General features: G+C 73.2%; 27 protein-coding genes. 14 read left to right on the top strand and 13 right to left on the bottom strand.

The genetic code is table 11. The features are described 5' to 3' along the window. The first annotated feature begins 20 nt into the window (after positions 1 to 20). Genes R8Z57_RS02515 through R8Z57_RS02505 form a run of 3 tightly spaced genes read left to right on the top strand, consistent with a single transcriptional unit; the run spans position 21 to position 3,472 of the window. Entirely contained in the window at positions 21 to 2,534 is a 2,514-nt protein-coding gene (locus R8Z57_RS02515) for an FdhF/YdeP family oxidoreductase (protein ID WP_318352176.1), read from the top strand. Between the two features lie 24 nt (positions 2,535 to 2,558). Further along, the gene (locus R8Z57_RS02510; protein ID WP_318352175.1) at positions 2,559 to 3,038 is read left to right on the top strand and encodes a MogA/MoaB family molybdenum cofactor biosynthesis protein; all 480 of its coding nucleotides are present in this window, start codon (positions 2,559 to 2,561) and stop codon (positions 3,036 to 3,038) included. Beyond that, positions 3,038 to 3,472, top strand: coding sequence for a molybdenum cofactor biosynthesis protein MoaE (locus R8Z57_RS02505; RefSeq protein WP_318352174.1), 435 nt, complete (start codon positions 3,038 to 3,040; stop codon positions 3,470 to 3,472). Before R8Z57_RS02510 ends, R8Z57_RS02505 begins: the two co-directional genes overlap by 1 nt. A 234-nt stretch (positions 3,473 to 3,706) precedes the next feature. Here the strand turns inward: R8Z57_RS02505 and R8Z57_RS02500 are convergent, their stop codons facing one another. From R8Z57_RS02500 to R8Z57_RS02470, 7 genes are all read right to left on the bottom strand, one after another. Further along, complete coding sequence (locus R8Z57_RS02500; RefSeq protein ID WP_318352173.1) at positions 3,707 to 3,940, bottom strand: MoaD/ThiS family protein; 234 nt, start codon at positions 3,938 to 3,940, stop codon at positions 3,707 to 3,709. After that, entirely contained in the window at positions 3,940 to 4,215 is a 276-nt protein-coding gene (locus tag R8Z57_RS02495; protein WP_318352172.1) for a DUF6457 domain-containing protein, read from the bottom strand. The genes R8Z57_RS02500 and R8Z57_RS02495 overlap by 1 nt, the downstream gene beginning before the upstream one ends. Beyond that, positions 4,212 to 4,991 carry a molybdenum cofactor guanylyltransferase gene (locus tag R8Z57_RS02490; protein ID WP_318352171.1) on the bottom strand — a complete coding sequence of 260 codons (780 nt, stop codon included), beginning with the start codon at positions 4,989 to 4,991 and terminating at the stop codon, positions 4,212 to 4,214. Before R8Z57_RS02490 ends, R8Z57_RS02495 begins: the two co-directional genes overlap by 4 nt. After that, positions 4,988 to 5,482 carry a cyclic pyranopterin monophosphate synthase MoaC gene (gene moaC / locus R8Z57_RS02485; RefSeq protein WP_318352170.1) on the bottom strand — a complete coding sequence of 165 codons (495 nt, stop codon included), beginning with the start codon at positions 5,480 to 5,482 and terminating at the stop codon, positions 4,988 to 4,990. Before moaC ends, R8Z57_RS02490 begins: the two co-directional genes overlap by 4 nt. Further along, positions 5,479 to 6,723, bottom strand: a complete 1,245-nt coding sequence (gene glp, locus R8Z57_RS02480) for a gephyrin-like molybdotransferase Glp (RefSeq protein WP_318352169.1) — start codon at positions 6,721 to 6,723, stop codon at positions 5,479 to 5,481. The genes moaC and glp overlap by 4 nt, the downstream gene beginning before the upstream one ends. Next, positions 6,720 to 7,907, bottom strand: coding sequence for a ThiF family adenylyltransferase (locus tag R8Z57_RS02475; RefSeq protein ID WP_318352168.1), 1,188 nt, complete (start codon positions 7,905 to 7,907; stop codon positions 6,720 to 6,722). The genes glp and R8Z57_RS02475 overlap by 4 nt, the downstream gene beginning before the upstream one ends. A gap of 79 nt (positions 7,908 to 7,986) precedes the next feature. After that, positions 7,987 to 9,180, bottom strand: coding sequence for an NAD(P)/FAD-dependent oxidoreductase (locus tag R8Z57_RS02470; RefSeq protein WP_318352167.1), 1,194 nt, complete (start codon positions 9,178 to 9,180; stop codon positions 7,987 to 7,989). A gap of 115 nt (positions 9,181 to 9,295) precedes the next feature. On the opposite strand from R8Z57_RS02470, the gene R8Z57_RS02465 reads away from it, so the two are divergent. Next, a complete protein-coding gene (locus R8Z57_RS02465; protein WP_318352166.1) occupies positions 9,296 to 10,096 on the top strand; it encodes an MBL fold metallo-hydrolase in 801 nt (266 codons plus the stop codon). A 134-nt stretch (positions 10,097 to 10,230) separates the two neighbouring features. Then, positions 10,231 to 10,491: a hypothetical protein gene (locus R8Z57_RS02460; RefSeq protein WP_318352165.1), complete on the top strand. Its 261-nt coding sequence runs from the start codon at positions 10,231 to 10,233 to the stop codon at positions 10,489 to 10,491. 41 nt (positions 10,492 to 10,532) lie between these two features. Here R8Z57_RS02460 and R8Z57_RS02455 read toward each other — a convergent pair whose 3' ends face one another. Beyond that, positions 10,533 to 10,778 carry a PLD nuclease N-terminal domain-containing protein gene (locus tag R8Z57_RS02455; protein ID WP_318352164.1) on the bottom strand — a complete coding sequence of 82 codons (246 nt, stop codon included), beginning with the start codon at positions 10,776 to 10,778 and terminating at the stop codon, positions 10,533 to 10,535. Between the two features lie 343 nt (positions 10,779 to 11,121). On the opposite strand from R8Z57_RS02455, the gene R8Z57_RS02450 reads away from it, so the two are divergent. From R8Z57_RS02450 to R8Z57_RS02420, 7 genes are all read left to right on the top strand, one after another. Next, positions 11,122 to 11,622 carry a DUF805 domain-containing protein gene (locus R8Z57_RS02450; protein WP_318352163.1) on the top strand — a complete coding sequence of 167 codons (501 nt, stop codon included), beginning with the start codon at positions 11,122 to 11,124 and terminating at the stop codon, positions 11,620 to 11,622. A 78-nt stretch (positions 11,623 to 11,700) separates the two neighbouring features. After that, the gene (locus R8Z57_RS02445) at positions 11,701 to 12,093 is read left to right on the top strand and encodes a TOBE domain-containing protein (protein ID WP_318352162.1); all 393 of its coding nucleotides are present in this window, start codon (positions 11,701 to 11,703) and stop codon (positions 12,091 to 12,093) included. 2 nt (positions 12,094 to 12,095) lie between these two features. Continuing rightward, positions 12,096 to 12,902, top strand: coding sequence for a molybdate ABC transporter substrate-binding protein (modA, locus tag R8Z57_RS02440; RefSeq protein ID WP_318352161.1), 807 nt, complete (start codon positions 12,096 to 12,098; stop codon positions 12,900 to 12,902). Next, positions 12,899 to 13,726 carry an ABC transporter permease gene (locus R8Z57_RS02435; protein WP_318352160.1) on the top strand — a complete coding sequence of 276 codons (828 nt, stop codon included), beginning with the start codon at positions 12,899 to 12,901 and terminating at the stop codon, positions 13,724 to 13,726. The genes modA and R8Z57_RS02435 overlap by 4 nt, the downstream gene beginning before the upstream one ends. Then, a complete protein-coding gene (locus R8Z57_RS02430) occupies positions 13,723 to 14,808 on the top strand; it encodes an ABC transporter ATP-binding protein (RefSeq protein ID WP_318352159.1) in 1,086 nt (361 codons plus the stop codon). Before R8Z57_RS02435 ends, R8Z57_RS02430 begins: the two co-directional genes overlap by 4 nt. 491 nt (positions 14,809 to 15,299) lie before the next feature. After that, positions 15,300 to 15,911 carry a GNAT family N-acetyltransferase gene (locus tag R8Z57_RS02425; RefSeq protein WP_318352158.1) on the top strand — a complete coding sequence of 204 codons (612 nt, stop codon included), beginning with the start codon at positions 15,300 to 15,302 and terminating at the stop codon, positions 15,909 to 15,911. 98 nt (positions 15,912 to 16,009) lie between these two features. Continuing rightward, positions 16,010 to 17,641, top strand: coding sequence for an SDR family oxidoreductase (locus tag R8Z57_RS02420; RefSeq protein WP_318352157.1), 1,632 nt, complete (start codon positions 16,010 to 16,012; stop codon positions 17,639 to 17,641). A gap of 3 nt (positions 17,642 to 17,644) precedes the next feature. Here the strand turns inward: R8Z57_RS02420 and cydC are convergent, their stop codons facing one another. From cydC to R8Z57_RS02400, 4 genes are all read right to left on the bottom strand, one after another. Next, positions 17,645 to 19,276, bottom strand: a complete 1,632-nt coding sequence (gene cydC, locus R8Z57_RS02415; RefSeq protein WP_318352711.1) for a thiol reductant ABC exporter subunit CydC — start codon at positions 19,274 to 19,276, stop codon at positions 17,645 to 17,647. A gap of 188 nt (positions 19,277 to 19,464) precedes the next feature. Then, the gene (cydD, locus tag R8Z57_RS02410) at positions 19,465 to 21,174 is read right to left on the bottom strand and encodes a thiol reductant ABC exporter subunit CydD (RefSeq protein WP_318352156.1); all 1,710 of its coding nucleotides are present in this window, start codon (positions 21,172 to 21,174) and stop codon (positions 19,465 to 19,467) included. A gap of 93 nt (positions 21,175 to 21,267) precedes the next feature. After that, on the bottom strand, positions 21,268 to 22,302 hold the full coding sequence (gene cydB, locus R8Z57_RS02405; RefSeq protein WP_318352155.1) for a cytochrome d ubiquinol oxidase subunit II: 1,035 nt from the start codon (positions 22,300 to 22,302) through the stop codon (positions 21,268 to 21,270). Between the two features lie 18 nt (positions 22,303 to 22,320). Next, entirely contained in the window at positions 22,321 to 23,766 is a 1,446-nt protein-coding gene (locus R8Z57_RS02400; RefSeq protein WP_318352154.1) for a cytochrome ubiquinol oxidase subunit I, read from the bottom strand. A 258-nt stretch (positions 23,767 to 24,024) separates the two neighbouring features. On the opposite strand from R8Z57_RS02400, the gene moaA reads away from it, so the two are divergent. Together moaA and fdhD are read left to right on the top strand one after the other, a co-directional pair. Continuing rightward, on the top strand, positions 24,025 to 25,092 hold the full coding sequence (gene moaA / locus R8Z57_RS02395; RefSeq protein ID WP_378723596.1) for a GTP 3',8-cyclase MoaA: 1,068 nt from the start codon (positions 24,025 to 24,027) through the stop codon (positions 25,090 to 25,092). A gap of 1 nt (position 25,093) precedes the next feature. Then, positions 25,094 to 26,002: a formate dehydrogenase accessory sulfurtransferase FdhD gene (gene fdhD / locus R8Z57_RS02390; protein ID WP_318352152.1), complete on the top strand. Its 909-nt coding sequence runs from the start codon at positions 25,094 to 25,096 to the stop codon at positions 26,000 to 26,002. 66 nt (positions 26,003 to 26,068) lie between these two features. Here the strand turns inward: fdhD and R8Z57_RS02385 are convergent, their stop codons facing one another. Then, positions 26,069 to 26,674, bottom strand: a complete 606-nt coding sequence (locus R8Z57_RS02385) for an ArsR family transcriptional regulator (protein ID WP_318352151.1) — start codon at positions 26,672 to 26,674, stop codon at positions 26,069 to 26,071. Positions 26,675 to 26,684 lie beyond the last annotated feature (10 nt).

The raw sequence follows: 26,684 nt of genomic DNA, 5'->3' as shown, positions 1-26,684 counted from the left end.
GTGAGGCATAGCCTGGAGGCATGGCGACGAAGCCCCCGACAGGCGACATCGACGAGAAGCGCGTGCGCGTCACGCCGCCCAAGAAGGTGGCCGTGGGCGTGCCGGCCGTGCTCCACGCCCTCGAGATGGCGAACGAGCAGATGGGCGTCGCGCGGTCGGTGCAGACGCTGCTGCGGGTGAACCAGAAGGACGGCTTCGACTGCCCGGGGTGCGCGTGGCCCGAGGAGGACAAGCGCCACATCGCGGAGTTCTGCGAGAACGGCGCGAAGGCGGTCGCCGAGGAGGCGACGCTGCGGCGGGTCGGGCCGGAGTTCTTCGCCGCGCACTCGATCGACGAGCTGCGCGCCCACGACGACTGGTGGCTCGGCCAGCAGGGGCGGCTGACGCACCCGATGCTGCTCGACGACGGCGCGACGCACTACCGTCCGATCTCGTGGGACGACGCGCTCGGGCTCATCGCCGACGAGCTGCGCGCCCTCGACGACCCCGACGAAGCGGTGTTCTACACATCGGGTCGCACCTCGAACGAGGCGGCGTTCCTGTACCAGCTGCTCGTGCGGGGGCTGGGCACCAACAACCTGCCCGACTGCTCGAACATGTGCCACGAGTCCAGCGGGTCGGCGCTCACCGAGACCATCGGCATCGGCAAGGGCACGGTGTCGATCGAAGACATCCACGAGGCCGACCTCCTCATCGTGGCCGGCCAGAACCCCGGCACGAACCACCCCCGCATGCTCTCGGCGCTCGAGAAGGCCAAGCGCAACGGCGCCACGATCATCGCGGTCAACCCGCTGCCCGAGGCCGGGCTGATGCGGTTCGAGAATCCGCAGACCGTGCGTGGCGTCGCGTTCGGCGGCACGAAGCTCGCCGACGGGTTCGTCCAGATCCGCCTCGGCGGCGACCAGGCGCTGTTCCAGGCGATCGGCAAGCACCTGCTCGAGGCCGACGCCGCCTCGGCGGCCGCGTCGTCGGCGGCGGGAGCCGAGGGTGCGGCACTGCAGGGATCCGTGCTCGACCACGATTTCATCGCCGCGCACACGAGCGGCTTCGACGGCTATCGGCAGGCGATGGCGGATGCCTCGTGGCGCGAGCTCGTCGCCGCCACGGGCGTCCCCGAGAAGGCCTTGCGCCGCGTGGGCGAGGCGGTGCGCACCTCGAAGGCGACGATCGTGTGCTGGGCGATGGGCCTCACGCAGCACAAGCACTCGGTGCCGACGCTGCGCGAGATCGTCAACACCCTCCTGCTGCAGGGGAACATCGGGCGGCCGGGTGCCGGCGTGTGCCCAGTGCGCGGGCACTCGAACGTGCAGGGCGACCGCACCGTGGGCATCTACGAGAAGCCCTCGGCCGTGTTCCTCGACGCCCTCGACGCGGAGTTCGCGTTCGCGGCGCCGCGCGAGCACGGCTTCGACACCGTCGGGGCGATCCGCGCCATGCGCGACGGCCGGGTGAGGTTCTTCATGGGCATGGGCGGCAACTTCGTGTCGGCCACCCCCGACACCGCCGTCGTGGAGGCGGGCATGTCGCACGTGGGGCTCACCGTGCAGGTCTCGACGAAGCTCAACCGCTCGCACGTCGTCACCGGACGCCGCGCGCTCCTCCTGCCGACACTGGGTCGCACCGACCGCGACCGCCGCGGCGGGCGGGAGCAGCGGGTCACCGTCGAGGACTCGATGGGGGCCGTGCACGCATCCCGCGGCCGACTCGCTCCGCCGTCGGAGGAGCTGCTCAGCGAGGTGGCCATCGTCGCACGCCTGTGCGGACTGCTCTTCGGGGCCGGGGCCGGGGGCGCCGCGCCGTGGAGCGCTCCGGCCGGGGGCACCGCCGACCCCGCGCGTCACGACCGCGCCTACCCGGAGCGCACCCCCACCGAAGAGGCGCGACAGGCGGCGACCGCGGAGGAGGCCGGCGCGGCCGAACAGGCCGGGCTGCGGCATCCGTCCAACGTCCCTCACGCCGACTGGGCCGCACTCGAGCACGACTACGCGCTCATCCGCGCGCACATCCAGCGGGTGGTGCCGGGCTTCGAGGACTACGAGGAGCGCATCGACAAGGGCCGCACGCTGCACCTGCCGAACGGCCCGCGCGATGCGCGCCGCTTCGCGACCGTCGACGGCAAGGCGCGGTTCACCGTCAATGCGCTTGAGTATCCCCGCATCCCGCGCGGTCGCCTGCTGCTGCAGACGCTGCGCTCGCACGATCAGTACAACACCACGATCTACGGGAAGGACGACCGGTACCGGGGCATCCATGGCGGGCGGCGCGTGGTGCTCGTCAACGCCAAGGACATCGCGGCGCTGGGGTTCGCCGAGAACGACATCGTCGACCTGGTGTCGGAGTGGACGCGCCCCGACGGCACGGTCGAGGAGCGCCGCGCCGAGGAGTTCCGCATCGTCGCGTACCGCACGCCTCGGGGGAACGCCGCCGCGTACTACCCCGAGACGAACGTCCTCGTGCCGCTGGACTCCGTCGCCGACGTCTCGGGCACGCCCACCTCGAAGTCGGTGGTGATCCGGCTCGAGCGCCGCGCGTGACCGCCGGTGCATAGGCTGGGGACCATGACCCGCGCCGCCGTCATCACCGTCTCCGACCGATCCGCCGCCGGCGCGCGCGAGGACGCCAGCGGACCGATCGCCGTCGCCGCTGTGCGCGACGCGGGCTTCGACTGCGCCGACGCCGTCGTCGTGCCCGACGGCGCCGACAGCGTCGAACGCGCCCTCACGGCCGAGATCGTCGCGGGGGTGAAGCTGATCGTCACGACAGGCGGAACGGGTGTCGCTCCACGCGATCAGACTCCCGAGGGCACCGCGCGCGTCCTCACACGCGAGATCCCGGGCATCGCCGAGGAGCTCCGCCGGCTCGGGGCCGCCGAGAAGCCCGCCGCGATGCTCACGCGTGGCCTCGCCGGTGTCGTCGACCCCCACGGGGTGCTCGTCGTGAACCTCCCGGGATCCACGGCGGCGGTGGCATCCGGCATGCCCGTGGTGCTCTCGGTCGCACGCCACGTGCTCGACCAGCTCGGCGGGGGAGACCACTGATGGGTGCCGGCGCCGTCCGGCTCGCCGCCATCAGCGACGCTCCGCTCGACCTCGACGCGCACCTGCGGGCCGTCGACGACCCGCACATGGGGGCGCTCACGACGTTCGTCGGACGCGTGCGCGATCATGATCCGGATGCCGCCACCGGTGTCGTGGCCCTCGAATACTCCGCGCACCCCGATGCCGAGAAGGTGCTCGCCCAGCTCGCGACCGCCGCGGCGGGCGAGTCAGGGGCGATCGTGGCTGTGTCTCATCGGGCCGGACGGCTCGGCGTAGGCGACGCGGCGGTCGTGATCGCCGTGGCCGCGGCGCACCGGGCCGAGGCGTTCGAGGTGTGCCGCACCCTCATCGAGGCGATCAAGACCGACCTGCCGGTGTGGAAGCGCCAGGTCGAGGCCGACGGCACCGCCACCTGGCTCGGTCTCGGCGGCTGAGGTCGCTCAGCTCGGCCACCTCCGGGTGCGTCGCTGGCGGAGCGATCGCCGGGGGAATGCGCGCCGGCGGCGGAGTGCGCGCCGGGGGAGTGGGCGCCGGCGGAGTGTGCGCCGGCGGAGTGTGCGCCGGGGGAGTCCGCACCGGCGGCGGATCAGAGGACATCTGCGGGTGAGAGGACGCCTTGTCGGGAGAGGTCGTCTCCTGCGCAGAAGTCCTCGGAGGGACGCCGAGACTCAGCCGCCGGCGAAGGGCGGCAGCACGTCGACGAGATCGTCGGCGCCGAGGGGCGTGTCGTCGTCGACCCGCGAGCCGCCGACCAGCACCGCGCAGCGGGGGAGGATGCCGCCGAGGCCGGGGTACGCCTCTGACACTGCGGCGCGCAGCGCCCCGAGCGTGGTCTCCGGCCGGCGTTCGGTGTCGAGCCCGGTGGCCTCCTGGGCGGCGGCGAAGTAGCGGACGACGGCCATCAGCCCTCGTACTCCCACTGCGCGGCCATCTCGGTGATGGCTGCCACGGCTGCGGTGGTGTCTTCCGGCGACCCGCCGGCGCGACCGGCGACGAGGCCCGCCGCGAACGCGCTGAAGGGCGCCGCCGGACGAGCGACCCCCACGGCGACATCGCGCGCGAGGTCGAGGATCAGCGCCACCGGAAGGTCTTCGGCGGACAGTCCGAACCGCTCGCGCAGCGCGGCGGCCCACGCGTCGAGTGCCTCGGGCGGAAGGGTGCGGGACTGCTCGCTCATGACGGCTCCTCGGACGACGGCGCGGCCCGCTGCCGGGCCTCCTCCAGATCCTCCCACGAGTCGACGTCGCGGGTCAGGTCGTCCGGCGCGGCGACCACCGCGATGGCGAGGTCGTCCAGCAGCACACGCACGGGGGCATCGCGGCCGCCATCCGGGAGAGCGGATGCCGCGGCCCGCAGCGCGCGTGTGCGATACACGCCGATGAGCCACTGGGGGCGGCTCGACTGGTCGGCGAGGCAGAGCCCGTCGGTGTCGGAGGGCAGGAGCACGATGTCGTCCACGAGCCGCCGCACGGCGGCGCCGACGCCGGCGAGGTCGCATGCGAGCAGGAGCGTCCACGTGGGGTCGTCCTCCTCCGGCCACGAGGCGAGTGCCGCGACCACGGCCGCCGCCGGTCCGCCGAAGGGCGGGTCCTCGCGCACCCAGGCGACCGGAAGGCTCTCGTCCAGAACAGGGCCCACCACCGTGATCGGCCGGGCCGAGGCATCCGTCGCCGCCGTCACGGCCGCGGCGAGCAGCGTGCGGCCGCCGACGTCGAAGAGGGGCTTGGCCGCACCGCCGACGCGGGAGGCTCGACCGCCCGCGAGGAGGATCGCGCCGAGGCCGGCGACGTCGGAGCGGCGGTCCCGGGGGTCGGATCCGCGACCCGTGGGGTCGGACCGGCGGACTTTGGGGTCGGATCCGCGACCCGTGGGGTCGGACCCGGGGTCTCCGGGGCCGGGTCGGCGGTCTGTGGCGTCGGGTCCGTGGCCGCCGGCCGGTGGACGCGGGGTCATGCCTCGCCGGGGCGGTGCCAGTCGCCGCTCTTGCCGCCCGTCTTGGTGACGATGCGCAGGTCGTCGATCGCCGTGGCCTTGTCGAGCCCCTTCACCATGTCCACCACCGCCAGGGCGGCGACCGAGACCGCGGTGAGCGCCTCCATCTCGACCCCGGTGCGGTCGGCGGTGCGCACCGTCGCTTCGATCTCGACGCCGGTGTCGGTCACGACGAGGTCGACGGTCGCGCCGTGCACGCCGATGACGTGGGCCAGCGGCAGCAGCTCGGGCGTGCGCTTGGCGGCCTGGATGCCCGAGATCCGGGCGACCGCGAGCACATCGCCCTTCGGGACGGTGCCGTCACGCAGGGCCGTGACGACCTCGGGCGCGCAGCGCACGACGCCTCGCGCGGTGGCGGAGCGCACGGTCGGCTGCTTGAGCGTCACATCGACCATGCGGGCGTGGCCGGATTCGTCGAGGTGCGTGAACGTCGGCTGGTCGGCGGAGCTCATGAGATCAGCATGACATCGACGAGGTCGCCCTCGGCCACGGCGTCGACCTCGGCCGGCACGACGGCGTACGCCTCAGCGCGGCCGAGTCCGCCGGCGAGGTGCGAACCCCCCGAGGTGGCGGGCAGCACCCGCCATGCGCCCGCGGTCGATCGGTCGAGCCTCACGGGCAGATACTGGCACCGCCCGGGCGGTGTGCGCCATGCCGCCCCGGCCGGGAGCACGAGTACCGGTCGCTCGATGACCCGGCGCCCTTGCAGAGCAAGCAGCGCGGGGCGCACGAAGACCTCGAACGACACCGCAGCGCTCACCGGGTTGCCGGGCAGTCCGAACAGCAGCGCCCCCGAGGGGAGACGGCCGAAGCCCTGCGGCTTGCCCGGCTGCATCGCCACCTTGCTGAAGGTCATCGCGCGCGCGAGGGTGGTCTTCACGACCTCGTAGGCTCCGGCGCTCACACCGCCCGAGAACACCACGACGTCCGCGCGGGTCGGTGAGGCGGCATCCGTCACCGCGGCGAGCAGCGCCTCGAGCTCGTCGCTCTCGTCCGGGACGCTCGCGCGCCGCACGACCTCCGCTCCGCACTCGGTCGCGAGCGCGGCGAGCAGCAGGCTGTTGGACTCGGGGATCTGCCCGCGCCGCAGCGCCTTTCCGGGTTCGACCAGCTCGCTGCCGGTGGAGATGACGGCGACGCGGGGTCGCCGAGAGACGACCACGTCGGCGGCGCCCGCGGCGGCCGCGGCCGCCACCTGGAGCGGACCGAGCACGTCGCCGGCCGGCAGCACCTCGGCGCCCGCGCGTGCGTCCTCGCCCGCGCGCCGGATGTGCGCGCCCGGGCCGCGGGGCGCGCGGAGCACCGCGATCGTGCCGAGCGAGTCGGCGAGCCCTCCGGCGGTGTCCTCGAACGGCACGATGGCGTCGGCGTCCGTGGGGACGGCCGACCCCGTCATGATGCGCGCGGCCTGGCCGGCCGACAGTGCGGGATCATCGGCCGTGCCGGCGGGCAGATCTGCGACGACCTGCAGGGTCGTCGGCGCGTCGGGCGCGGCATCCGACGCATCCGCGAAGCGCACCGCGAACCCGTCCATCGCCGAGTTGTCGAAGACCGGGATGTCGACGGCCGCCCGCACCGGAGCGCGCAGCGTGAGACCGTGCGCGGCGCTGAGCGCGACATGTTCCGCGGGGAGCGGCGCGACGGCCGCGAGCACGTCGGCGAGATGCTCGTCGACGCTGCGCAGGGCGCTCACGCGAGGACCGCCGCGGGATCGCGGTTCCACGCGTCGATGCCTCCGGCGAGGACGGATGCCTCGACCCCGGCCGCCCGCAGGGCCGCAGCCGCGCGCTGCGCGCGCATGCCCACCTGGCAGACCACCACGACGGCCGCCGCGTCGATGCGGGAAGGATCGGCGAGCACGTCGCCCAGCGGCACCGCGACCGACCCCGCAATGACGCCGCGGGCGGTCTCGAAGGGCTCCCGCACATCGAGCAGCAGCGCGCCGGCGCGCTGCGCGGCGCGCGTCTCGGCGGGTGTCAGCTGCGGGATCGCGGCGGCCGGGCTGAGGGCGGAGGCCGGATCGGCCGGGGAGGCCGGATCGGCCGTGGCGGGCGGCGCAGGCACTGCACCCGCAGCGGCGGTGGGCGCGGCGGCGGTGGGTGCGGAGGCCGTGGCCGGCCGCAGGGGCACCTCGTCGGTGCGTCCGCGCAGCGCGTCGATGACGAGCACGCGCCCGAGGAGAGGGTCGCCCACGCCGGCGATGAGCTTGACCGTTTCGGTCGCCAGCAGCGCGCCGACCTGCAGGCACAGCGCGCCGAGCACGCCCACCTGCGCGCACGACGGCGCGTCGCGCGCGGCATCCGACGGATACAGGTCCGACAGCCGCACCGACACCGTGCCGGCGGGCGGGGCCGACCAGAACACCGTGACCTGCGCGTGGAACTCCTGCACGACGCCCCACACGAGGGGCACTCCGAGCTCGTCGCATGCGGCGGCCACGACCTCGCGGGTCGCGAACGTGTCGGTGCCGTCCACGACGACATCGGCGCCGGTCAGCAGCTCGCGCGCATTGCCGGCGGTCAGGAGCGCGGCGACCGGCCGCACGACGGTCGTCGGCGAGAGGTCGGCGGCGATGCGCACCGCGGAGTCCACCTTCGCGGCACCGACGTCCGCGACCCGGTGCATCACCTGACGCTGCAGATTGGATGCCTCGACCACGTCGTCGTCGATCACGGTGATCGTGCCGACGCCGGCGGCCGCGAGGGCCAGCACGACGGGCGAGCCCAGTCCGCCCGCCCCCACGACGGCGACGTGCGCGGCGGCAAGGCGACGCTGTGCGAGGTCGCCGAAACCGGCGAGCACGCGGTGACGCGCGGTGCGCGTGCGCTCCGCATCGGTCAGCTCGGCGACCGGCTCCACGAGCGGGGGAAAGACCATGCCCTCAGGGTAATCGCGCGGATCAGGGGACGGGCGCGACGAGAAGCGCGCGGGACGCGCGGAGGCCGCGCGCCCGCCGTCACACCCGTCCGGTGAGGATGAGGTTCCAGTACACCCAGGGCAGGATGTGACGGTCGAAGATCCACGAGAGCCTGCTCTCTCGGTACATGCGGCGGAAGAACGGGATGGTCGGCTTCTGCGCGCCGGTGTCGTCGAACTCGGCCCACACCACGGTCGACCGCGAGACCGTGAAAGGGCACACCGCGTAGCCGTCGTAGCGCGCGGTCGGCTCCTTGCCGCGCAGCACCCGGGCGACGTTCTTGGCCACGACCCACGTCTGCTTGCGCAGCGCGCCGCCGCACTTCGAGTTCGTCGTGCCCGCCGCGTCGCCGAGCGACCAGACGTTCGGGAACCGCGGGTGCCGCAGCGTCTCGGGATCGACCTCGACGAACCCGCCCGTCGCGCGGGGGGCGGTGAGCGTCGACGCCTTCAGCCAGTCGGGCGCGGACTGCGGCGGTTCGACGTTGAGCACGTCGTAGTGCAGGTGCTCGGGCCCGTCGGGGCCGCCGAGCACGACCTCCTGGGCGTCGGCATCCACGCGCAGCACGACGCTGCGGGTGCGCAGCTCGATGCCGTACTCGTCGATCTTGCGCTCGAGCTCGCGGTCGAACGGCGGCAGGAAGGCGGTCTCGGTCGGCACGACCATGACGACCCGGATGTCGCCCAGCACACCGGTCGCGCGCCAGTAGTCGCACGCCTGATACATCGGCTTCTGGGCCGCGCCCGCGCACGATGCCGTTCCGTCGGGCTGAGTGAAGACGACCGTTCCCCGGGTGAGGTCGCGCAGCAAGGCCGACGCCTTCTGCGCGAGATCGAATTCGTAATGGGATGCCGCCACCGGCGTCTGCATCGCCTCGACGAGTCCCGGCACACGGTCCCAGTCGAGCTGGATGCCCGGGCACACGATGAGCTGGTCGTAGGTCAGGCGGTCACCGCTGTCGAGCACCACGGCGTTCGTCTCGGGCTGCACGGCGGTGACGGCATCCTGGATCCAGGTCACTCCCTTCGGCATGACGTCGCGCTGCGGCCGCACCGTGATGCTCGCGCGCGCCGTGCCGCCGGCGACGTGAGAGAACAGTGGCTTGTACAGGTGCTCTTCGCGGGGCTCGACGATGGCGATGTCGTGGACGCCGGCGTTGCGCAGGCGTGCGGCGACCGAGATGCCGCCGTTGCCGCCGCCGACGACCAGGACCCGATGGTGCGCGTTCTCCATGCCCCGACGCTAGGCACCGCAGCGGCCGGTCGCAGGGGGGTTGTGCGCGCGGCCCCGGCGTCGCATGATGCCGGGGACGCGGCGGTCGGGTCGCGTCCTGACCGGAGGACAGCCCATGCTCAGGCCCATCGCCGACGGCGTTCTCGTGCACGAGAGCGAGTTCATCCAGAGCAACGCTGTGGTGGTGCAAGGGAGGGCCGGAGTGCTGCTGGTCGATCCCGGCATCACGACAGCCGAGATGGCTGGTCTCGCCGATGATCTCCGTGAACTCGGGCAGCCTGTGGTGGCGGGGTTCTCGACGCACCCGGACTGGGACCACGTGCTGTGGCACCCGCGTTTCGGTGACGGACCCCGCTGGGGCACCGCTCGCGGCGAGGCGGCGATACGCGAGACGCTCGCGCGCGCCGACTGGCGAGAGGTCATCGCCGAGGGACTGCCGGCGGAGTACTCCGACGACATCCCGATGGAACTGCTCGGACTGCTCACGCCGCTGCCCGTCGACGCGACGCGCGTGCCCTGGGACGGGCCGGCGGTGCGGATCATCGAGCACCGCGCGCACGCGCCCGGGCACGCCGCGCTCCTCGTCGAGGACGCTCGGGTGCTGGTGGCCGGCGACATGCTGTCGGACATCCTGATGCCGTTCCTCGACCTGGAGGCCGCGGATCCGCTCGAGGACTACCTCGCAGCGCTGGAGCTGTTCGACGGGGTGGCGGACGAGGTGGATGCCGTCGTCCCCGGGCACGGCTCGGTCGGCACCGGAGCCGAGCTGCGGGCCCGCATCGCGCAGGATCGCGCATACGTCGAGGCACTGCGCCACGGCGACAACCCGGACGACGATCGCGTCGGTCCGTCGGCGCCGCTCGACTGGCTGCCCGATGTGCACGCCTGGCAGGTCGAGCGCCTCGCCGCCCGCTGAAGACCCGGGCCGGCCGGACTGCGGGGCGGGGCTGCTCAGAGGGGGGGGGCGGCCAGTGCGTGCCGGATCTCCGTCGCGCGACGGAGGTGCCGCTACGAGGCCGGGCGTAGGTTCGGGGACGGAGGTGCGAATCCATGCAGAGCGAGTGGGCAGCGAAGATCTTCGGCGACCGAGTGGACCCGCGCAAGCGGCTGCAGGCCGTTTTCGGTGGAACGGTGCCGTCGAGCGGTCAGCCTCCCGAGACGGCGCTCTCGTGGGCGCGTGGCGTCCTCGCCGGTGCGCCCTCGGCCGCCGGTGATGTCGTGGGTGCCACCAGGGAGTTGCGGCGCGCCGAGCCCCGCCTGACGCTCAAGGCCGCGACGTTCCTCGCGCGGCACGCCGTCTCGGCCGCCTGATCTCGCCGTCGGGTCGGCGCCCAGCCCCGACGGCGTGTGCGTCAGCCGCTGTGCTCGTGCTCGGCCGCGCCGGCCCGGCGCCCGACGGCGAGCCAGGCGATCGGACCCGCCACCGGCACCAGCAGGACGAGCGCCGCCCACACCACCGCCTGCGTGGTCGTGAGCCGCTTCGCCGACCGGGCGAGCGAGATGAGCGCGACGATCGTCAGCGCGGTGACCGCCACGGCGACGATCGACCATGCGATGTCGTAGCCGGCCGGAAGCAGAGGGTTGTTCTCGTCGCGCACCACCCCAACCTAGGAGACCTGCACCCGGCCCGCGACATACGCCCGGGCGCTCGGCGCTGACGGATGCCTCGGCCGCCGGCATCCGTTCCCTCGACTTGCGCGAGACCGCACGAATGCACCTGTTGCGCGCCGGGGCAGGTGCGTTCGTGAGGTTTCGCCCGCGAGTGGGGTCGAAGGCGACGGGTGGTAGCGGATGCCTCGGCCGCCGGCATCCGTGTCCTCGACTTGCGCGAGACCGCACGAATGCACGTGTTGCGCGGCGGGGGAGGTGCGTTCGTGAGGTTTCGTCTCGACAACCGCGGTCGGACGAGGCGCCGCGCTCGCGCACCGCTAGGCTCGCCGCGTGGTCTACACCGACGTCGCCCTCTCGACGAGCGCCCCGCTGCACCGGGCGACGCCGCTGCAGGCGATGGGCCGCTTCGTTCGCTGTGCCTTCCGGCTACGCGGGCGCGCGAGTCGCAGCGAGTACTGGTGGTGGATGCTCGCGAACGTGGTGGTACTCGCTGCGGCGCAGATCGCGCTCCCCGTTCTCGTGACGGGCGAGACACCGCAGCCGAGGATCTTTCTGGGGCCGTTCGGCTCGTGGTTGTACGCCGAGCTCCCGCTCATCAACTGGCCGCCTGGAGCGGTTCCGAGTCATCCACTCGCCTCGTTCGGTCTGATCTTCGCCGCGCTTTGGATGATCGCGACGCTCGTCCCCGGCGTCACCGTCGCCGTTCGCCGCCTGCATGACTCGAACCTGTCAGGCTGGTGGGTGCTGCTGGCGGTGTTTCCGCTCGGTGGACCGGTCGTCTTGCTCCTTGCGCTGCGCGCCTCGCGCAGCCAGGGCGCGCGCTTCGACTGAGGGAGAAACGCCGGCGCACCCCCGCTCGTGCGGGTGAATCACGCTGAGACTGCCGCATCTGCGGTGTAGCGTGGCGGTGTGGCCACGTTCAAGATCGCCGAAGCCGCGCGCCTGCTCGGCGTGAGCGACGACACCGTGCGGCGGTGGGTCGACGCCGGAGCGCTCCCCACCACGGGGGCGTCGCCCGCCGAGATCCCGGGCGAGGCTCTCGCGGCCCACGCCGTCGAGCTCGCGGCGACGCCGCGCGACCCGGCCGACCTGCTCTCGAGCGCGCGCAACCGCTTCGTCGGTCTCGTCACGCGCGTGCAGGCCGACGGCGTCATGGCGCAGGTCGACATCCAGGCAGGTCCTCATCGCGTCGTGTCGCTCATGTCGTCGGAGGCGGTCCGCGAGCTCGGTCTCGAACCCGGCTCGCTGGCGGTCGCGGTGGTCAAGGCGACGAACGTCATCGTCGAGACCCCGAGGGCCTGACGATGCGGCGTCTCCTGCGTGCGCGCGGCGCAGCCGTCGTCGCCGCACTGGCGCTCGCGCTCACCGGGTGTGCGGCAGGCGCCGACGAGGATCCGGCAGCGGTTCCGGCGGCGACGACGTCGGCCGGTCCGGAACTCACCGGCGAGCTCACGGTGTACGCCGCAGCATCCCTGAAGTCGGCGTTCGACGAGCTCGCGACGGAGTTCGAGGCGCGGCATCCGTCCCTCGACGTCCAGCCGATCACGTACGACGGCTCGTCCACGCTCGCGACCCAGATCATCGAGGGCGCCCCCGCCGACGTGTTCGCCTCGGCGGACGAGGACAACATGCAGAAGGTGGTCGCCGCCGGGCTGGCGACGGACCCCGAGGTCTTCGCGACCAACACCCTCGTGCTCATCGTCCCGACCGGTAACCCCGGGAACGTCGAGGGCCTCGGCGATCTCGCCGACGACGACCTGACCGTCGTTCTCTGCGCGCGGCAGGTGCCGTGCGGTGCGGCATCCGTCACTCTGCTGGCCGACGCCGGCATCGAGCCGCGCGTCGACAGCTACGAGCAGAACGTCACCGCCGTGCTCACGAAGGTGGCCGCCGGTGAGGCGGACGCCGGGCTGGTGTACGTGACGGATGCCTCGACCACCGACGACGTCGAGCCGGTCGCCGTGCCGGGCACGGGTGCCGTCGTCAATCGCTACCCGATCGCGGCGCTGAGCGGCGCCGGCAACCCGGAGGCCGCCGCCGCGTTCGCCGCGTTCGCCTTGAGCGCGGCCGGCCAGGAGGTGCTTGCAGGCCGCGGGTTCGGAGCACCGTGACCGCCGAGGCCGTCGAACGAGGCCGGGGGGAGCGCGCCGGGTTCGTCCCGCGCGTCCTGGCCGTGCCGGCGGTCGTCGGGCTCGCGCTGCTCGTGCTGCCGCTCGGCGCCCTGGTGCTGCGGGTGGAGTGGTCCACGCTGTGGAGCGACGTGACCTCGCCCGAGGCGCTGTCGGCGCTCGGGCTGTCGCTCGCGACCGGAGCGGCCGCGACGGCGGTGTGCGTCGTGCTCGGAGTGCCGCTCGCGCTGCTGATCGCCCGCAGCAGCGTCCGCACGGCCGCCGTGCTCCGTGCGCTCGTGACCGTGCCGCTCGTGCTGCCGCCGATGGTCGGCGGCGTCGCGATGCTGTTCCTCTTCGGCCGCACCAGCCTGCTGGGCGGGCTGCTGGCGGAGTGGGGCATCCGCATCCCCTTCACGACGACGGCCGTCGTGATGGCGCAGACCTTCGTCGCGCTTCCCTTCCTGGTGCTCGCGCTCGAGGGATCGCTCCGCGCGACGGGCACCGGCTTCGAGCAGGCGGCCGCCGGTCTCGGCGCGGGACGCTGGACCATCCTCGCGCGCGTCACCCTGCCGCTCGCGGCGCCCGGGCTGGTCGCGGGCATCGTGCTGTGCTTCGCGCGCGCGATCGGCGAGTTCGGCGCGACGGCGCTGTTCGCAGGCAACGCCCCGGGCGTGACGCAGACGATGCCGCTCGCGATCTACACCGCCTTCAACGGTGCCGGCGTCACGCAGGGCACCGCGGTCGCGCTGTCGCTGCTGCTGCTCGTCACCGCCGTCGGCGTGCTGCTGCTGGTGCGCGCGTGGCGCGCGGAGGCCCCGCGGTGAGCGCGATCGCGGCGGGGCGAGCGACGGATGCCGGCTCCGGCCCCGCAGCCGGGCTCGACGCTCGCGTCGTGGTGCGCCGCGGCGGGTTCACGCTCGATGCGGCGCTGCGGGCGCCCGCCGGCTCGGTCGTGGCGCTGATGGGCCCGAGCGGCGCGGGCAAGTCGACGCTCCTCGGTGTGCTCGCGGGTCTCACCGCCTTCGATGAGGGACACGTGCGGCTGAACGGCCGCGACCTGGACGTGTCGCCGTCGCGGCGCCTCGCGCCCGCCTCGCGCGGCGTCGTGCTGCTCGGGCAGGACCCGCGGCTGTTCCCGCATCTCAGCGCACGCGACAACGTGGCGTTCGGGCTGCGCGTTCACGGCGCCGCGCGGGCGGCCGCGGCCGACGGGGCCGAGCACTGGCTGCGCCGGGTCGGCCTCGCGGAACTCGGCGGGCGCCGGCCGGCGCAGCTGTCGGGCGGGCAGCAGCAGCGGGTCGCGCTGGCGCGTGCCTTGGCGACGGACCCCGCCGCGCTGCTGCTCGACGAGCCGCTGACCTCACTCGACACCGAGACCGCCGGCGACGTGCGGGCGCTCCTGCACGAGCAGCTCGCCGCCACCGGCACGACGGCGGTCGTCGCGACCCACGACGCGGTGGACGCGGTGGCGCTCGCCGACCGGCTGGTCGTGCTCGAAGCGGGTCGCGTCACGCAGTCCGGGCCCGTCCGCGAGGTGCTGGCCTCGCCGGCGACCCGGTTCGCGGCGGCGGTGGCAGGCCTCAACCGGGTGGTGGGAAGGGCGGATGCCGCAGCCTGGCGCGCGGGCGACCTCGTGCTGCCGCACCCGGCGGGGGTGCGGCATCCGCTCACCGCCGTGTTCCGCCCCAGCGACGTGCGGGTCGTCGACGGACCGGCACGTGGGGTGGGGGAGTGGGCGACGCGGATCGTGCGGCTCGAGCAGACGCCGGCCGGCGTGCGGGTGCGCACCGCCGCCCCCGATGTCGCTGTAGACGTCGCGGCCGACCGGGCGGCCGGCCTCGCGCCGGGTGCGGCCATCACGCTGCGGGTCGATCCCGCGGACGTGCGCTTCATCGACGAGCCCTGAGCCTGCGGCGGCGCGGCGCGTTTCGTCTCGCTCGTTCCTCGCTCGCTCAACGACCGGGGGCGTGGGTGTGCGGCGGCGCGGCGCGTTTCGTCTCGCTCGTTCCTCGCTCGCTCAACGACCGGGGGCGTGGGCGGCGGGGCGGTGGGCGTTTCGTCTCGCTCGCTCAACGACCGCGGGCGCTGGGCGTGCGGCGGCGCGGCGCGTTTCGTCTCGCTCGTTCCTCGCTCGCTCAACGACCGGGGGCGTGGGGCGTGCGGCGGTGCGGGGCGTTTCGTCTCGCTCGTTCCTCGCTCGCTCAACGACCGGGGGCGTGGGGCGTGCGGCAGTGCGGGGCGTTTCGTCTCGCTCGTTCCTCGCGCGCTCACCGACCGGGGGCGTGGGGCGTGCGGCAGTGCGGGGCGTTTCGTCTCGCTCGTTCCTCGCTCGCTCAACGACCGGGGGGCCAGGGCCGCTCCGCAAGACGAAACGCGTTGCGCCGTAGACTCGCCCGCGTGACGCGCATCCGCCCCTTCCGGCCCGGCGACGAGCCGGCGCTCGCCGACATCTGCCTGAAGACCGCGGATGCCGGAGCCGACGGCACCGGCCTGCTCGACGACGACGACCTCTGGGCCGAGATCTTCGTGCTGCCGTACGCAGCCCGTCATCCCGAGTTCGCCTTCGTCGTCGAGACCGCGGACGGCCGGGTCGTCGGATACGTCGTCGGCACGCCCGATTCGGCGGCGTTCGAGGACTGGTTCGCGACCGAGTGGTGGCCGCGCTTTGCCGAGCGCTGGCCGAAGCCGCAGGGCGACCCGCTGCCCGTGAGCGCCTCGCGCCAGGACGGCATCGTCCGCTACGCGTACGCGCGTCACGGCGGGGCCCAGCCGTTCGGCGACGAGTATCCGGCCCACCTGCACATCGACCTGCTTCCCGAGGCGCAGGGTCAGGGCCTCGGCCGGCGGCTCATCGACACGCTGGAGCAGGCGCTGCGCGAGGCAGGCGTGCCGGGCCTGCACCTCGTGGCGTCGTCCGACAACACCGGCGCGATCGCCTTCTACCCGCGGGTGGGCTTCGAGCCGCTGCCGTCGCCCGAAGGCACGCGAGTCTTCGCCACCCGCCTCTGAGCCGGTGCCGACCGGTCGACCCGTCGGCCGGCGCAAGCGCATTCGCGCATCGACGTCAAGCCATCCCCGCGAGGGCACCGCTGTCGTAGTCTGCGGGCGTGGACGATGTCTCGGCGCCGACCGGCCGTGAGCCGGCCCTGACCGCCCTCGATCGCGCGGACGGCTCCGCACCGCGCGCGCTCGTGCTCGGCGCCACCGGCTACATCGGCGGCCGCCTGGTTCCTCGGCTCCTGAGCGCCGGCTACGTTGTGCGGGTGCTCGCGCGCGACCCGGCCCGGGCGGCGGCCTTCCCCTGGGGGGACCGCGTCGAGATCGTGCGCGGAGACGCCACGGACGCGGCATCCGTCGCCGAGGCGGTGCGCGACGTCGACGTGCTGTACTACCTCGTCCACTCGATGTCGGGCGGAGCGCGGTTCGCCGACAATGACCGCCGTGCCGCGCAGACCGTCGCGCGGGCGGCGGTGGCGGCATCCGTCGACCGCATCGTCTATCTCGGCGGTCTGCACCCCGAGGGGGTCACCCTGTCGCCGCACCTGCGGTCGCGCGTCGAGGTGGGCGAGACGTTCCTCGACAGCGGCGTGCCGACGATCGTGCTGCAGGCGGGCGTCGTGATCGGGTCGGGGTCGGCGTCCTTCGAGATGGTGCGGCACCTCACCGAGGTGCTGCCGTACATGCCGGCGCCGAAGTGGGTGCGCAACCGCATCCAGCCGATCGCCGTGCGCGATGTGCTGCACTACCTGCTCGGCGCGGCGCGGCTGCCGCGGGATGTGAATCAGGCGGTCGACATCGGGGGCCCCGATGTGCTGCGGTACGGGCAGATGATGAACGGCTACGCCGTCGAGGCGGGGTTGCGGCAGCGGCCGATCGCGGCACTGCCGGTGCTGACGCCGCGGCTCGCCTCGCACTGGGTCAATCTCGTGACGCCGATCCCGCGGTCCATCGCGCGCCCGCTCGTCGAGTCGCTGCAGAACGAGTGCATCGTCAAGGACCACGCGGTCGACGCACTGATCCCGCCGCCGGCCGGAGGCCTCACGCCATACCGGACGGCGGTGCGGATGGCCCTCGGCCGGGTCGAGGCGGATGCGATCGAGACGAGCTGGCAGGACGCCGAGGTGCTGGGTGCGCCGAGCGACCCGCTGCCGAACGACCCCGACTGGGCGGGCCGCGTGGTCTTCACCGACGTCCGCTCGGCGCGCACGCACGCCTCGCCGGCGGCGCTGTGGGCGGTGATCGTCGGGATCGGCGGTGAGAACGGGTGGTACTCGTCGCCGGTGCTGTGGGCCGTGCGCGGGTGGATGGACCGGCTGGTCGGCGGCATCGGGCTCGCCCGCGGCCGGCGCAGCAAGGATCGCCTGGCGGTCGGCGATGCGCTCGACTTCTGGCGGGTCGAAGCCCTCGAACCCGGACGGATGCTGCGGCTCCGGGCCGAGATGAAGGTGCCGGGGCTCGCCTGGCTCGAGCTGCAGGCGTCGCCCGACGGCGACCGTGGCGGCTCACGCTACGACCAGCGGGCGGTGTTCTTCCCCCGAGGGCTCGCCGGCCGACTGTACTGGCTCGCGGTGCTGCCCTTCCACGGCTTCATCTTCGCCGGCATGGCGCGGCGCATCACCGCGACCGCGGAGGCCGCCGCGACCGACCCGGCCGCCGCTGCCGGGCCGGCCGAGCCTGCCAGGCCGGCCGAACCGGCCGAGCCGTCCGGGCCGGCCGGGCCGCCGCCCGCGCAGCCCTGAGCGTCAGCCCGTCAGGCGGCCGTCTTCGATGCGCACGATGCGGTCGACGAGTGCGTCGGGCACGGCGACGTGCGAGATCAGCACCACCGCCTGGTCGTCGCTCACGGCGCCGAGCAGATCGGCGAGCAGGCGATCGGATGCCGCGGGGTCGACCCCCGCCGTCGGCTCGTCGAGCACCAGCACCGGGAACCCGCGCAGGAGCGCCCGCGCGAGCGCGATGCGCTGGGCCTGGCCGCCCGAGACGAGCGAGCCGCGCTCGCCGACGCGCGCGTCGAGACCGCCGCGCTCGCGCAGCCACGGGCCGAGGCCCACGCGGTCGAGCGCGGCTTCGAGGTCGGCATCGGTCGCGGTGTCGCGGGCGAACAGCAGGTTCTGGCGAATGTCCTCGTCGAAGAGCATCGGATGCTGCTCGCACAGGCCGACGGTGAGCCGCACGTCGTCGGGCGAGAGGCCGTGCACCGACCGCCCGCCGATGTCATAGGCGCCGTCGGTCTCGAGGAACCGCACCAGGGCATGGGCGAGCGTGCTCTTGCCCGCTCCGCTCGAGCCCATCACCAGCACGCGCTCGCCCGGGTGGAGGGTCAGGTCGACGCCGCGGAGGGCGGGACCCGGGGCACCCGGCCAGCGCACGGAGGCGCCCTCGAGGCGCAGGCCCGTGCCGAGCTCGGGCGCCTCGCCCGTCGGCGCGACGGTCTCGGGCGCCAGCTGCGGGGGAGGGGCGGCCGGCGTGGACGCGGCGATGCGGCCGGCGGAGGCACGCACCTGGCGCCAGGCCGAGGCCGCCATCGGCACGGCGGCGAACACCTCGAACACCGCCATCGGCACCAGCACGACGACGGCCAGGCCCGGCGCGTCGAGGGATCCCGAGGCGAGCCCGGGTGCGGCCACGAGCACCGCCGCGATCGACGCAGCGCCCGCGAGCAGCGACACCACGGCGGTGGTGGCCGCCTGAGCGCCCGATCGCCGGACCACCGCGCGCCGCAGCGCCGCGTCGGCGCGGGCGATGCGGGCGCGGCTCTGCTCCTCGGCGCCGAAGGCCTCGAGCACCTCCAGGGCGGTCAAGTGGTCGAGCACGGCGTCGGCGAGGCCTGCTCGCAGCGGCGCGATGCTGCGCTCGGCGCGCGCGCCGGCGATCCAACCCCAGAGCGTCGCGATCGCGGCCGCGAGCACGAGGCAGGCGAGGAGCGTCAGGGCGGCGGGCCACCACACGACGGCCACGAGAACAACGGCGCCGAGCGCGACGAGAGCCGACGACACCAGCGGCTGCACGACGCGGAGCGGAAGGTTCTGCAGCTCGTCCACGTCGTCGACGAGCGCGCCGAGCACCGAGCCCCGGCGCGTGCGCGCGAGTCCGTCGGGTGCGAGGGGGACGAGCCGGCGCACCAGCGCGGCCCTCGTGGACGCGAGCTGGCGCAGCGCGGCATCATGCCCGGTCAGGCGCTCCAGGTACCGGAACACCGCACGCGAGATCGCGAAGAACCGCACGCCGACCACCGCGAACGACAGGTACAGCACGGGCGGCTGCTCGCTCGCCCGCACGATGAGCCAGGCGCTCACCGCGAGCAGGGCGACGGCCGACGCCTCCGAGGCGAAGCCCGCTGCCAGCGACCACCAGAATCGCCGCGCCGGCGGCATCGCGCCGCGCAGCACGTTGCCCGCCGAGCCACCCTGTTCGCCTGTCACGATGTGCCGCTCGGGCCGACCATTTGAGCCAGGTGAGCCGGCCCGGCTGCGTCGGGGAGACTGCTCGCCTGTCACGATGTGCCGCTCGGGGTGACCGATTACGACGGGCGAAGAGGGAGTGTCGGGGAGCTGCGAGGCAGTCACGCGGGCACCTCGCTCGGCTCGAGGCGCACGACCGCGTCGGCGACGTCGCGCGCCGAGATGCGATGCGAGATCAGCAGCACGGTCGCGCCTTCGTCGGCGAGATGACGGAGGCCGCGCCACAGCCGCTCCTCCGTGCGCGGGTCGAGCGCCGAGCTCGGCTCGTCGAGCGCGATCACCGGTGCGGCGCCCCGGAGGTGACGGTAGAAGGCGCGCGCCACCGCGACCCGCTGGGCCTGGCCGCCCGACAGCCCGGCGCCCTGCACGCCGAGCTCCTGGTCCGGGTCGAGCGATCCGGCGCAGGCGAGGTCGAGCGCGCGACGCATGAGTGCGGAGTCGGGCGCCGGGTCGCCGAGAGCCACGTTGTCGGCGATGCTCCCGGTGAGGAGACCGGGCTGCTGCCCCGCCCACGCCAGCCAGGCCGACGGCGCGAGCGCACGCAGGTCGGCACCGGCCCACGATGCGGTCCCTTCGAACGCGGCCGCGCCCCGGAGCGCCGCGAAGAGACTGGACTTGCCGGCGCCGCTCGGCCCCTCGATGAGGGTCACGGTACCCGGCGCCGCGGTCAGATCGACAGGTGGCAGCATCCGTTCTCCGCGCCGCACGCGCACGCCGTCCAGAATGAGCCTCTCCCTCTGCTCACCTGTCGCATCCTGTCGCTCGCCGCGCCCATTCGTGACAGGGGAGCGGGAGAGGGTGAGGCTGACGGCGGTCCCGCGGGCGGTGTCGAGCACGTCGAAGACGTCATCGGTCGCGGCGACGCCCTCCGCCGCCGCATGGAACTGCACGCCGACCTGACGGAGCGGCAGGTACGCCTCGGGTGCCAGCAGCAGCACGAAGAGCCCGACGGCGAGGGTGAGTGCCCCGTCGATGAGGCGGAAGCCGATCGACACCGCCACGATCGCGACCGAGATCGACGCGAGGAACTCCAGCGCGAATCCCGAGAGGAACGACACCCGCAGCACCCGCATCGTCTCGCGGCGGTACTCGCCGGTGACGCGTTCGATGGATGCCGCGGCCCGGTGCTGGCGGCCGAAGACCTTGAGCGTCGAGAGCCCCTGCACGGTGTCGGCGAAGCGCGACGCGAGGTGCTGCAGCGTGCGCCACTGCCGTTGCTGCACCGAGCGGGTCGCAAGTCCGATGAGCACCATGAAGATCGGGATCAGGGGCAGTGTGAGCAGCACGGTGAGGCCCGAGATCCAGTCCTGCCACCACATCACCGCGATGATCAGCGGCGTCGCGACCACCGTCTGCACCAGCTGCGGCAGGTAGCGGCCGAAGTACGCCTCGAGGGCCTCGAGCCCGCGCCCCGCGGTCACCCCGAGCGCCGCCGAGTTGCGGGCGCCGAGCCACTCCGGACCGAGCCGGCCGATCGCGTCGATGAGCGCTGCTCGCAGCTGCAGCTGCACGCGGGCGGCCGCGTGGGCGGCGACGGTCTCGCGCGTCCACATGAGGAGGGCCCGCAGGCCCACCACGACCCCGAGGGCGCCGAGCGTCGGTGCGAGCTCGGGCCACGGCATCCCGTCGATCGCGCCGGTGATGGCGCGCGTCAGCAGCCACGCGAACGCGACGATGACCGCCGTCTGCGCGAGCGCGATGGCGCCGATCGCGACGAAGAACCATCGTGAGGCGCTCGCGTACCGCAGCAGCCGCGGATCGACGGGCTTGCCCGACATACGTCGGGGGCCGGCGTCCTGCGTCTCTTCCATCGCTCCTTCGACCCTACCCGCGGTGCGTCCGGGGGAGACCGGCCGGGACGGGATGACGGATGCCGGGGGCCGCGGCATCCGTCATCACCCGCGTCAGTGGACGGGCGCTGCCGCCGCCTGCTCGATCCGCGAGCGGGTGATGCGCTTGCGGAAGATCCAGTAGGTCCAGCCCTGGTAGGCGAGCACCAGCGGCAGGAAGATCAGGGCCGCCCACGACATGATCGTGAGCGTGTAGTCAGTGCTCGACGCGTTCTCGATGGTGAGCGAGCCCGCCGGATCGCCGGTCGAGGGCATCACGTAGGGGAACAGGGCGAACCACACCGCGAGCACCGCGCCGACGATCGTGAACGCCCCGAATCCGAATGCCCAGCCCTCGCGGCCACGGGCGTTCGAGATCCACGAGGCGATGAGCAGCACCGCGGCCACCGCCGACAGGACCGCTGTCACCAGCGCGAAGTCGCGCCCCTCGGCGAACGCCATGCCGACGGTCCACGCCAGGAACGCCGCGGCGACCACGATCGTGAGGAGACCGGCGCGGCCGGCGAGCCGGCGCGCGTCGGCCGCGACCTGACCGTCGGTCTTCAGCGCGACGAAGTACACGCCGTGCGTGAAGAAGAGCAGCAGCGTCGTGAGGCCGCCGAGCAGGCCATAAGGGTTCAGCAGCGTGAGGAGCGACCCGGTGAACTCGTGGCTCGCGTCCAGCGGCACGCCCTGCACGATGTTCGCCACCGCGACGCCCCAGAGGAACGCCGGCACGGCCGAGCCGATGACGATCATGCGGTCGAAGCCCGCCTTCCAGCGCAGCGAATCGCGCTGGTGGCGGTACTCGAACGAGACGCCGCGCAGGATGAGCGCGAGCAGGATCAGCAGCAGCGCCAGGTAGAAGCCGCTGAAGAGCGTCGCGTACCACTCCGGGAAGGCGGCGAAGAGGCACGCGCCCGCGACGATCACCCATGTCTCATTGAGGTCCCAGACCGGGCCGATGGTGTTGATGACCTGGCGGCGGCTGATGTCGTTCTTGCCGAGGAAGGGCAGCGACATGCCGACGCCGAAGTCGAATCCGTCGAGCACGAAGTACCCGACGAAGAGGAATCCGACGATCCAGAACCAGAGGTAGGCGAGATCCATGACGTGTCTCCGGGGCTCCTAGTAGACCGTGGTCGGGGTGTCTTCGAGCGCGAGCTCGCGCGGGTCGGGGTCGTCGGGTCCGGGCAGCGGGTCGGGTCCCTTCTTCGCGGTCTTCATGATGAGGCCGAACTCGACCACGGCGAGGGCCGCGTAGACGAGCGTGAAGGCGGTGAGCGAGATGAGCACCGTCCAGCCCGGCACCGACGGCGAGACCCCGTCCTCGGTGAGCATGAGGCCGAACACGATCCAGGGCTGCCGGCCCATCTCGGTGAAGACCCAGCCGACGAGGATCGCCAGCAGCGACGCCGGCCACGCCCAGATCGCCAGGCGCCACGCCCACGCCGGGACCTCGCGCTTGGCCTTCTTGCGCGTGAGCCACAGGCCGACGACGGCGGTCAGTGCCGCGATGCCGCCGAGGCCGATCATCCAGCGGAACGCCCAGTAGGTGACCCACAGGATCGGGGCGAAGTTGCCGTCGACCTGGTCGGCGAACTCGGGGAACATCTGGGTCGTGTACTGCATGTTGAGGTCGTTGATGCCCTCCACGCAGCCGTCGAGCGAGTGCGTCGAGAGGAACGCGAGCAGGTAGGGCACGCGGATCGAGAACAGCTCGCTCGTGCCGTCGGGGGTGCCGAGCGTGAAGATCGAGAACGAGGCATCCGCTCCGCAGGCGCTGTCGAACATGGCCTCGGCCGCCGCCATCTTCATCGGCTGCGTCGCCACCATCACCAGGCTCAGCTGATCGCCCGAGATCGCGACGCCCGCGAAGGCGACGATCATGCCCCACAGGCCGTACTTCAGCGAGGACCGCATCATCTCGACGTTCTGCTTGCGCAGCAGGTGCCAGGCCGAGATCGAGATGATGACGCCGGCGGTCATCATGAACGCCGCGAACAGTGTGTGGGGGAGCGCGGCGAGGGCCACCGGGTTGGTGAGCACGGCGAAGAAGTCCGTCATCTCGGCGCGCGAGCCGTCGTCGGCCATCCGGAAGCCGACGGGATTCTGCATGAACGCGTTCGCCGCGAGGATGAAGTACGCCGAGAACCACGCGCCTATCGTGGCGATCCAGATGCTCGCGAGGTGGAGCGCCTTGGGGAGCTTGTCCCAGCCGAAGATCCACAGGCCGATGAAGGTCGCCTCGAAGAAGAACGCCATGAGGCCCTCGAAGGCGAGCGGAGCGCCGAACACGTCGCCGACGAAGCGCGAGTACGCCGACCAGTTCATGCCGAACTGGAACTCCTGCACGATGCCCGTCACGACGCCCATCGCGAAGTTGATCAGGAAGATCTTGCCGAAGAAGCGGGTGAGGTGCAGCCACTTCAGGTTGCCCGTGCGGAACCACGCGGTCTGGAAGATCGCGACCGTGAGCGCCATCCCCAGGGTGAGCGGCACGAAGAGGAAGTGGTAGAGCGTGGTGAGGCCGAACTGCCAGCGGGCGAGCAGCAGAGGGTCCAGCAGATCCATGTGCGGTTCCGATCGATCCGGGCGTGGTCTGACCACAGTAACATGTGGTCAGACCACAGAGGCGGCGAGGTCCGCCAGCCTCTTCGTGGCCCACCTTTCCAGGCGTCCCGGGCGCCGCGCAGACGTTCTGGCCGTGAATAATCGCGTCACCGCGCGGCCGCGCGCCCGACGGCGCGACTACCCTCGAACCATGGCGATCCGGACGCAGCGAGCGGGAGCCGGGACGTGACCACGGTCCCGGTCACGATCGGTCGCCGGATGCCGGCGCCCACGCCTTCCGGCGCGCCCGGCGCTCCGGCGCCCGGCCACCGTGCGACGCCCGGCGACCCTTTGGTCGACACCCACGGACGCGTCCATCGCGACCTGCGGATCTCGCTCACCGACCGCTGCTCACTGCGCTGCACGTACTGCATGCCCGAGCAGGGCAACGAATGGCTCGCGAAGACGAGCATCCTGACCCTCGACGAGATCGTGCAGATCGCGCGGGTGGCCGCCGCGGACGGCATCACGACGTTCCGCCTCACCGGCGGCGAGCCGCTGCTGCGCACCGACATCGTCGAGGTGGTCGGCCGCCTGGCCGCGCTCCGCGGGCCCGACGGTCGTCCGGTCCAGATCGCGATGACGACGAACGGCATCCGGCTGCCCGAGCTGCTGCCCGCCCTCGTCGACGCGGGCCTCGACCGCCTCAACATCTCACTCGACACGCTGCGCCCCGATCGCTTCCGGGCGCTCACGCGTCGTGACCGGCTCGACGACGTGCTCGACGGGATCGCGGCGGCCGCGGCATCCGGTCTGCGTCCCCTGAAGCTGAACGCCGTGGCGATGCGCGACGTCAACGACGACGAGCTGGTCGACCTGGTCGAGTTCGCGATCGCGCACGACGCCGAGATGCGCTTCATCGAGCAGATGCCGCTGGACGCCGGCCACACCTGGGACCGGACGCGCATGGTCACGCAGGAGGAGATCCTCGGCGCGCTGTCGCGCCGGTGGACGCTGACCGCGATGCCCGGCCGCGGCGGAGCGCCCGCCGCGCGGTGGCTGCTCGACGGCGGCCCGCACGCGGTGGGGGTCATCGCATCGGTCACGGCGCCGTTCTGCGGCGACTGCGACCGGCTGCGGCTGACGGCCGACGGGCAGCTGCGCAACTGCCTGTTCTCGACCACCGAGTACGACCTGCTGCCGATCCTCCGTGCCCCGGCCGGCGGCGATGACCGGCAGATCGACGGCATGCTGCGCTCGTGCGTGTGCGGCAAGCTGCCCGGGCACGCGATCAACGACCCCGCGTTCCTGCAGCCCGCGCGCGGGATGAACGCCATCGGCGGCTGAGATGGGCCGTCTCACGACACGCGTCCCCGTCACCCGCATCGCGCTGGGAGAGACCGATGCCGCGGCCCGGCGTCGTGCCGACACCCTCGTCGTGGAAGAGCCCCTCGAGATCCGCATCGGCGGTGAACCGCTCACCGTGACGATGCGCACACCCGGGCACGACCTCGAGCTCGCCGCGGGGTTCCTCGTGTCGGAGGGCGTGATCGGCGCCGGCGGTGATGTGCGCTCGGCCATCCACTGCGGCGCGCCCGGCACCGGCGCCGTCGGTACCGCCGCGATCGGACCCCTGCTGCCGATCGGTCCGGGCGCGGGTGGGACCATCCCGGCGACCGAGAACACCTACAACGTGCTCGACATCGCGCTCGCGCCGGGCCTCGCGGCGCCGGTGACCGACATCGCCCGCAACTTCTACGCGACGAGCTCGTGCGGTGTGTGCGGCACCGCGTCGATCGACGCGATCGAGAAGCGCTCGCGCTTCGACGTGTCGACGGATGCCGCGACCGCCGCCGCGTCCGTGATCGCCGGGCTTCCTCCCGCACTGCGGACGGGGCAGGCGGTGTTCGACAAGACCGGCGGTCTGCACGCCGCGGCGCTGTTCGACGCGGCGACGGGCGAGCTGCTGGTGCTGCGCGAGGATGTCGGCCGCCACAACGCCGTCGACAAGGTGGTGGGCTGGGCTCTGCTCGAAGACCGCCTGCCGCTGACGGGCACGGTGCTGCAGGTGTCGGGCCGGGCGAGCTTCGAGCTCGTGCAGAAGGCGGTGATGGCCGGCATCCCGATCCTCTCCGCCGTCTCGGCGCCGTCCTCGCTCGCGGTCGAGCTCGCCGCGGCGTCGGGCCTCACCCTCGTCGGGTTCGTCCGCGGGTCGTCGATGAACGTGTACTCGCGTCCCGACCGCATCGCCGTCTGATCCGCCAGCGCGCACACGGGCCCGAGGGTCCGGGCCTGGGCCACGGTCTTGAGCGCGGCAGGGACGTCAGGCGGAGGCGGTGAGCTGCACCACGCACTGCGTGGGATCGCAGGACGGGGCGATGCCCTCGACGCGGAGCGGCCCGCCGGCCTGGGCGAGGACGCTGTCCATCAGCCCGACGTGCACCCCGCAGAGGATGCCGCGGTGCTCGGCGGCGGAGGCGTGCGGGCACGGCGTCAGGTCGACCGTCAGCTCGCGCTCGTCGACCAGGGGGTCGAACCCCGCGTCGCCCAGATCTTCGACGAGGGCGTCCAGCTGGTGGAGGGCTTCGGGGCCGAGCTCGGCATCCGTCTCCGACCCGTAGACCCGGCGCAGCAGGTCGCCCCGGCGCGCGGCCGCCTCGGCACGCCGGACGGCCACCGGGCTCGAGGCCTCGTCGAGGCCGGTCGCCGCCGAATACAGCACCCGGGGGCGCCCGCGGGTCGTGCGCCGCTCGGTCTCGGCGATGACGTAGCCCGCGTCGATGAGGCGCTGGACGTGCTCGCGCACGGTGTTGGCGTGGAGCCCGGTCGCCTCGACGAGCTCGGCGATGGCGCGCTGGGGGCGCTGCTGCAGAAGATGCATGATCTCGACTCGGGAGTAGCTCGAGATCGCGCTGTAGCCGCCGGTCATGACCCCATTA

This window comes from Microbacterium sp. M3, assembly GCF_033548675.1.
Taxonomy (GTDB): Bacteria; Actinomycetota; Actinomycetes; order Actinomycetales; family Microbacteriaceae; genus Microbacterium; species Microbacterium arthrosphaerae.
This window is presented reverse-complemented; position numbering and strand designations above follow the sequence as displayed.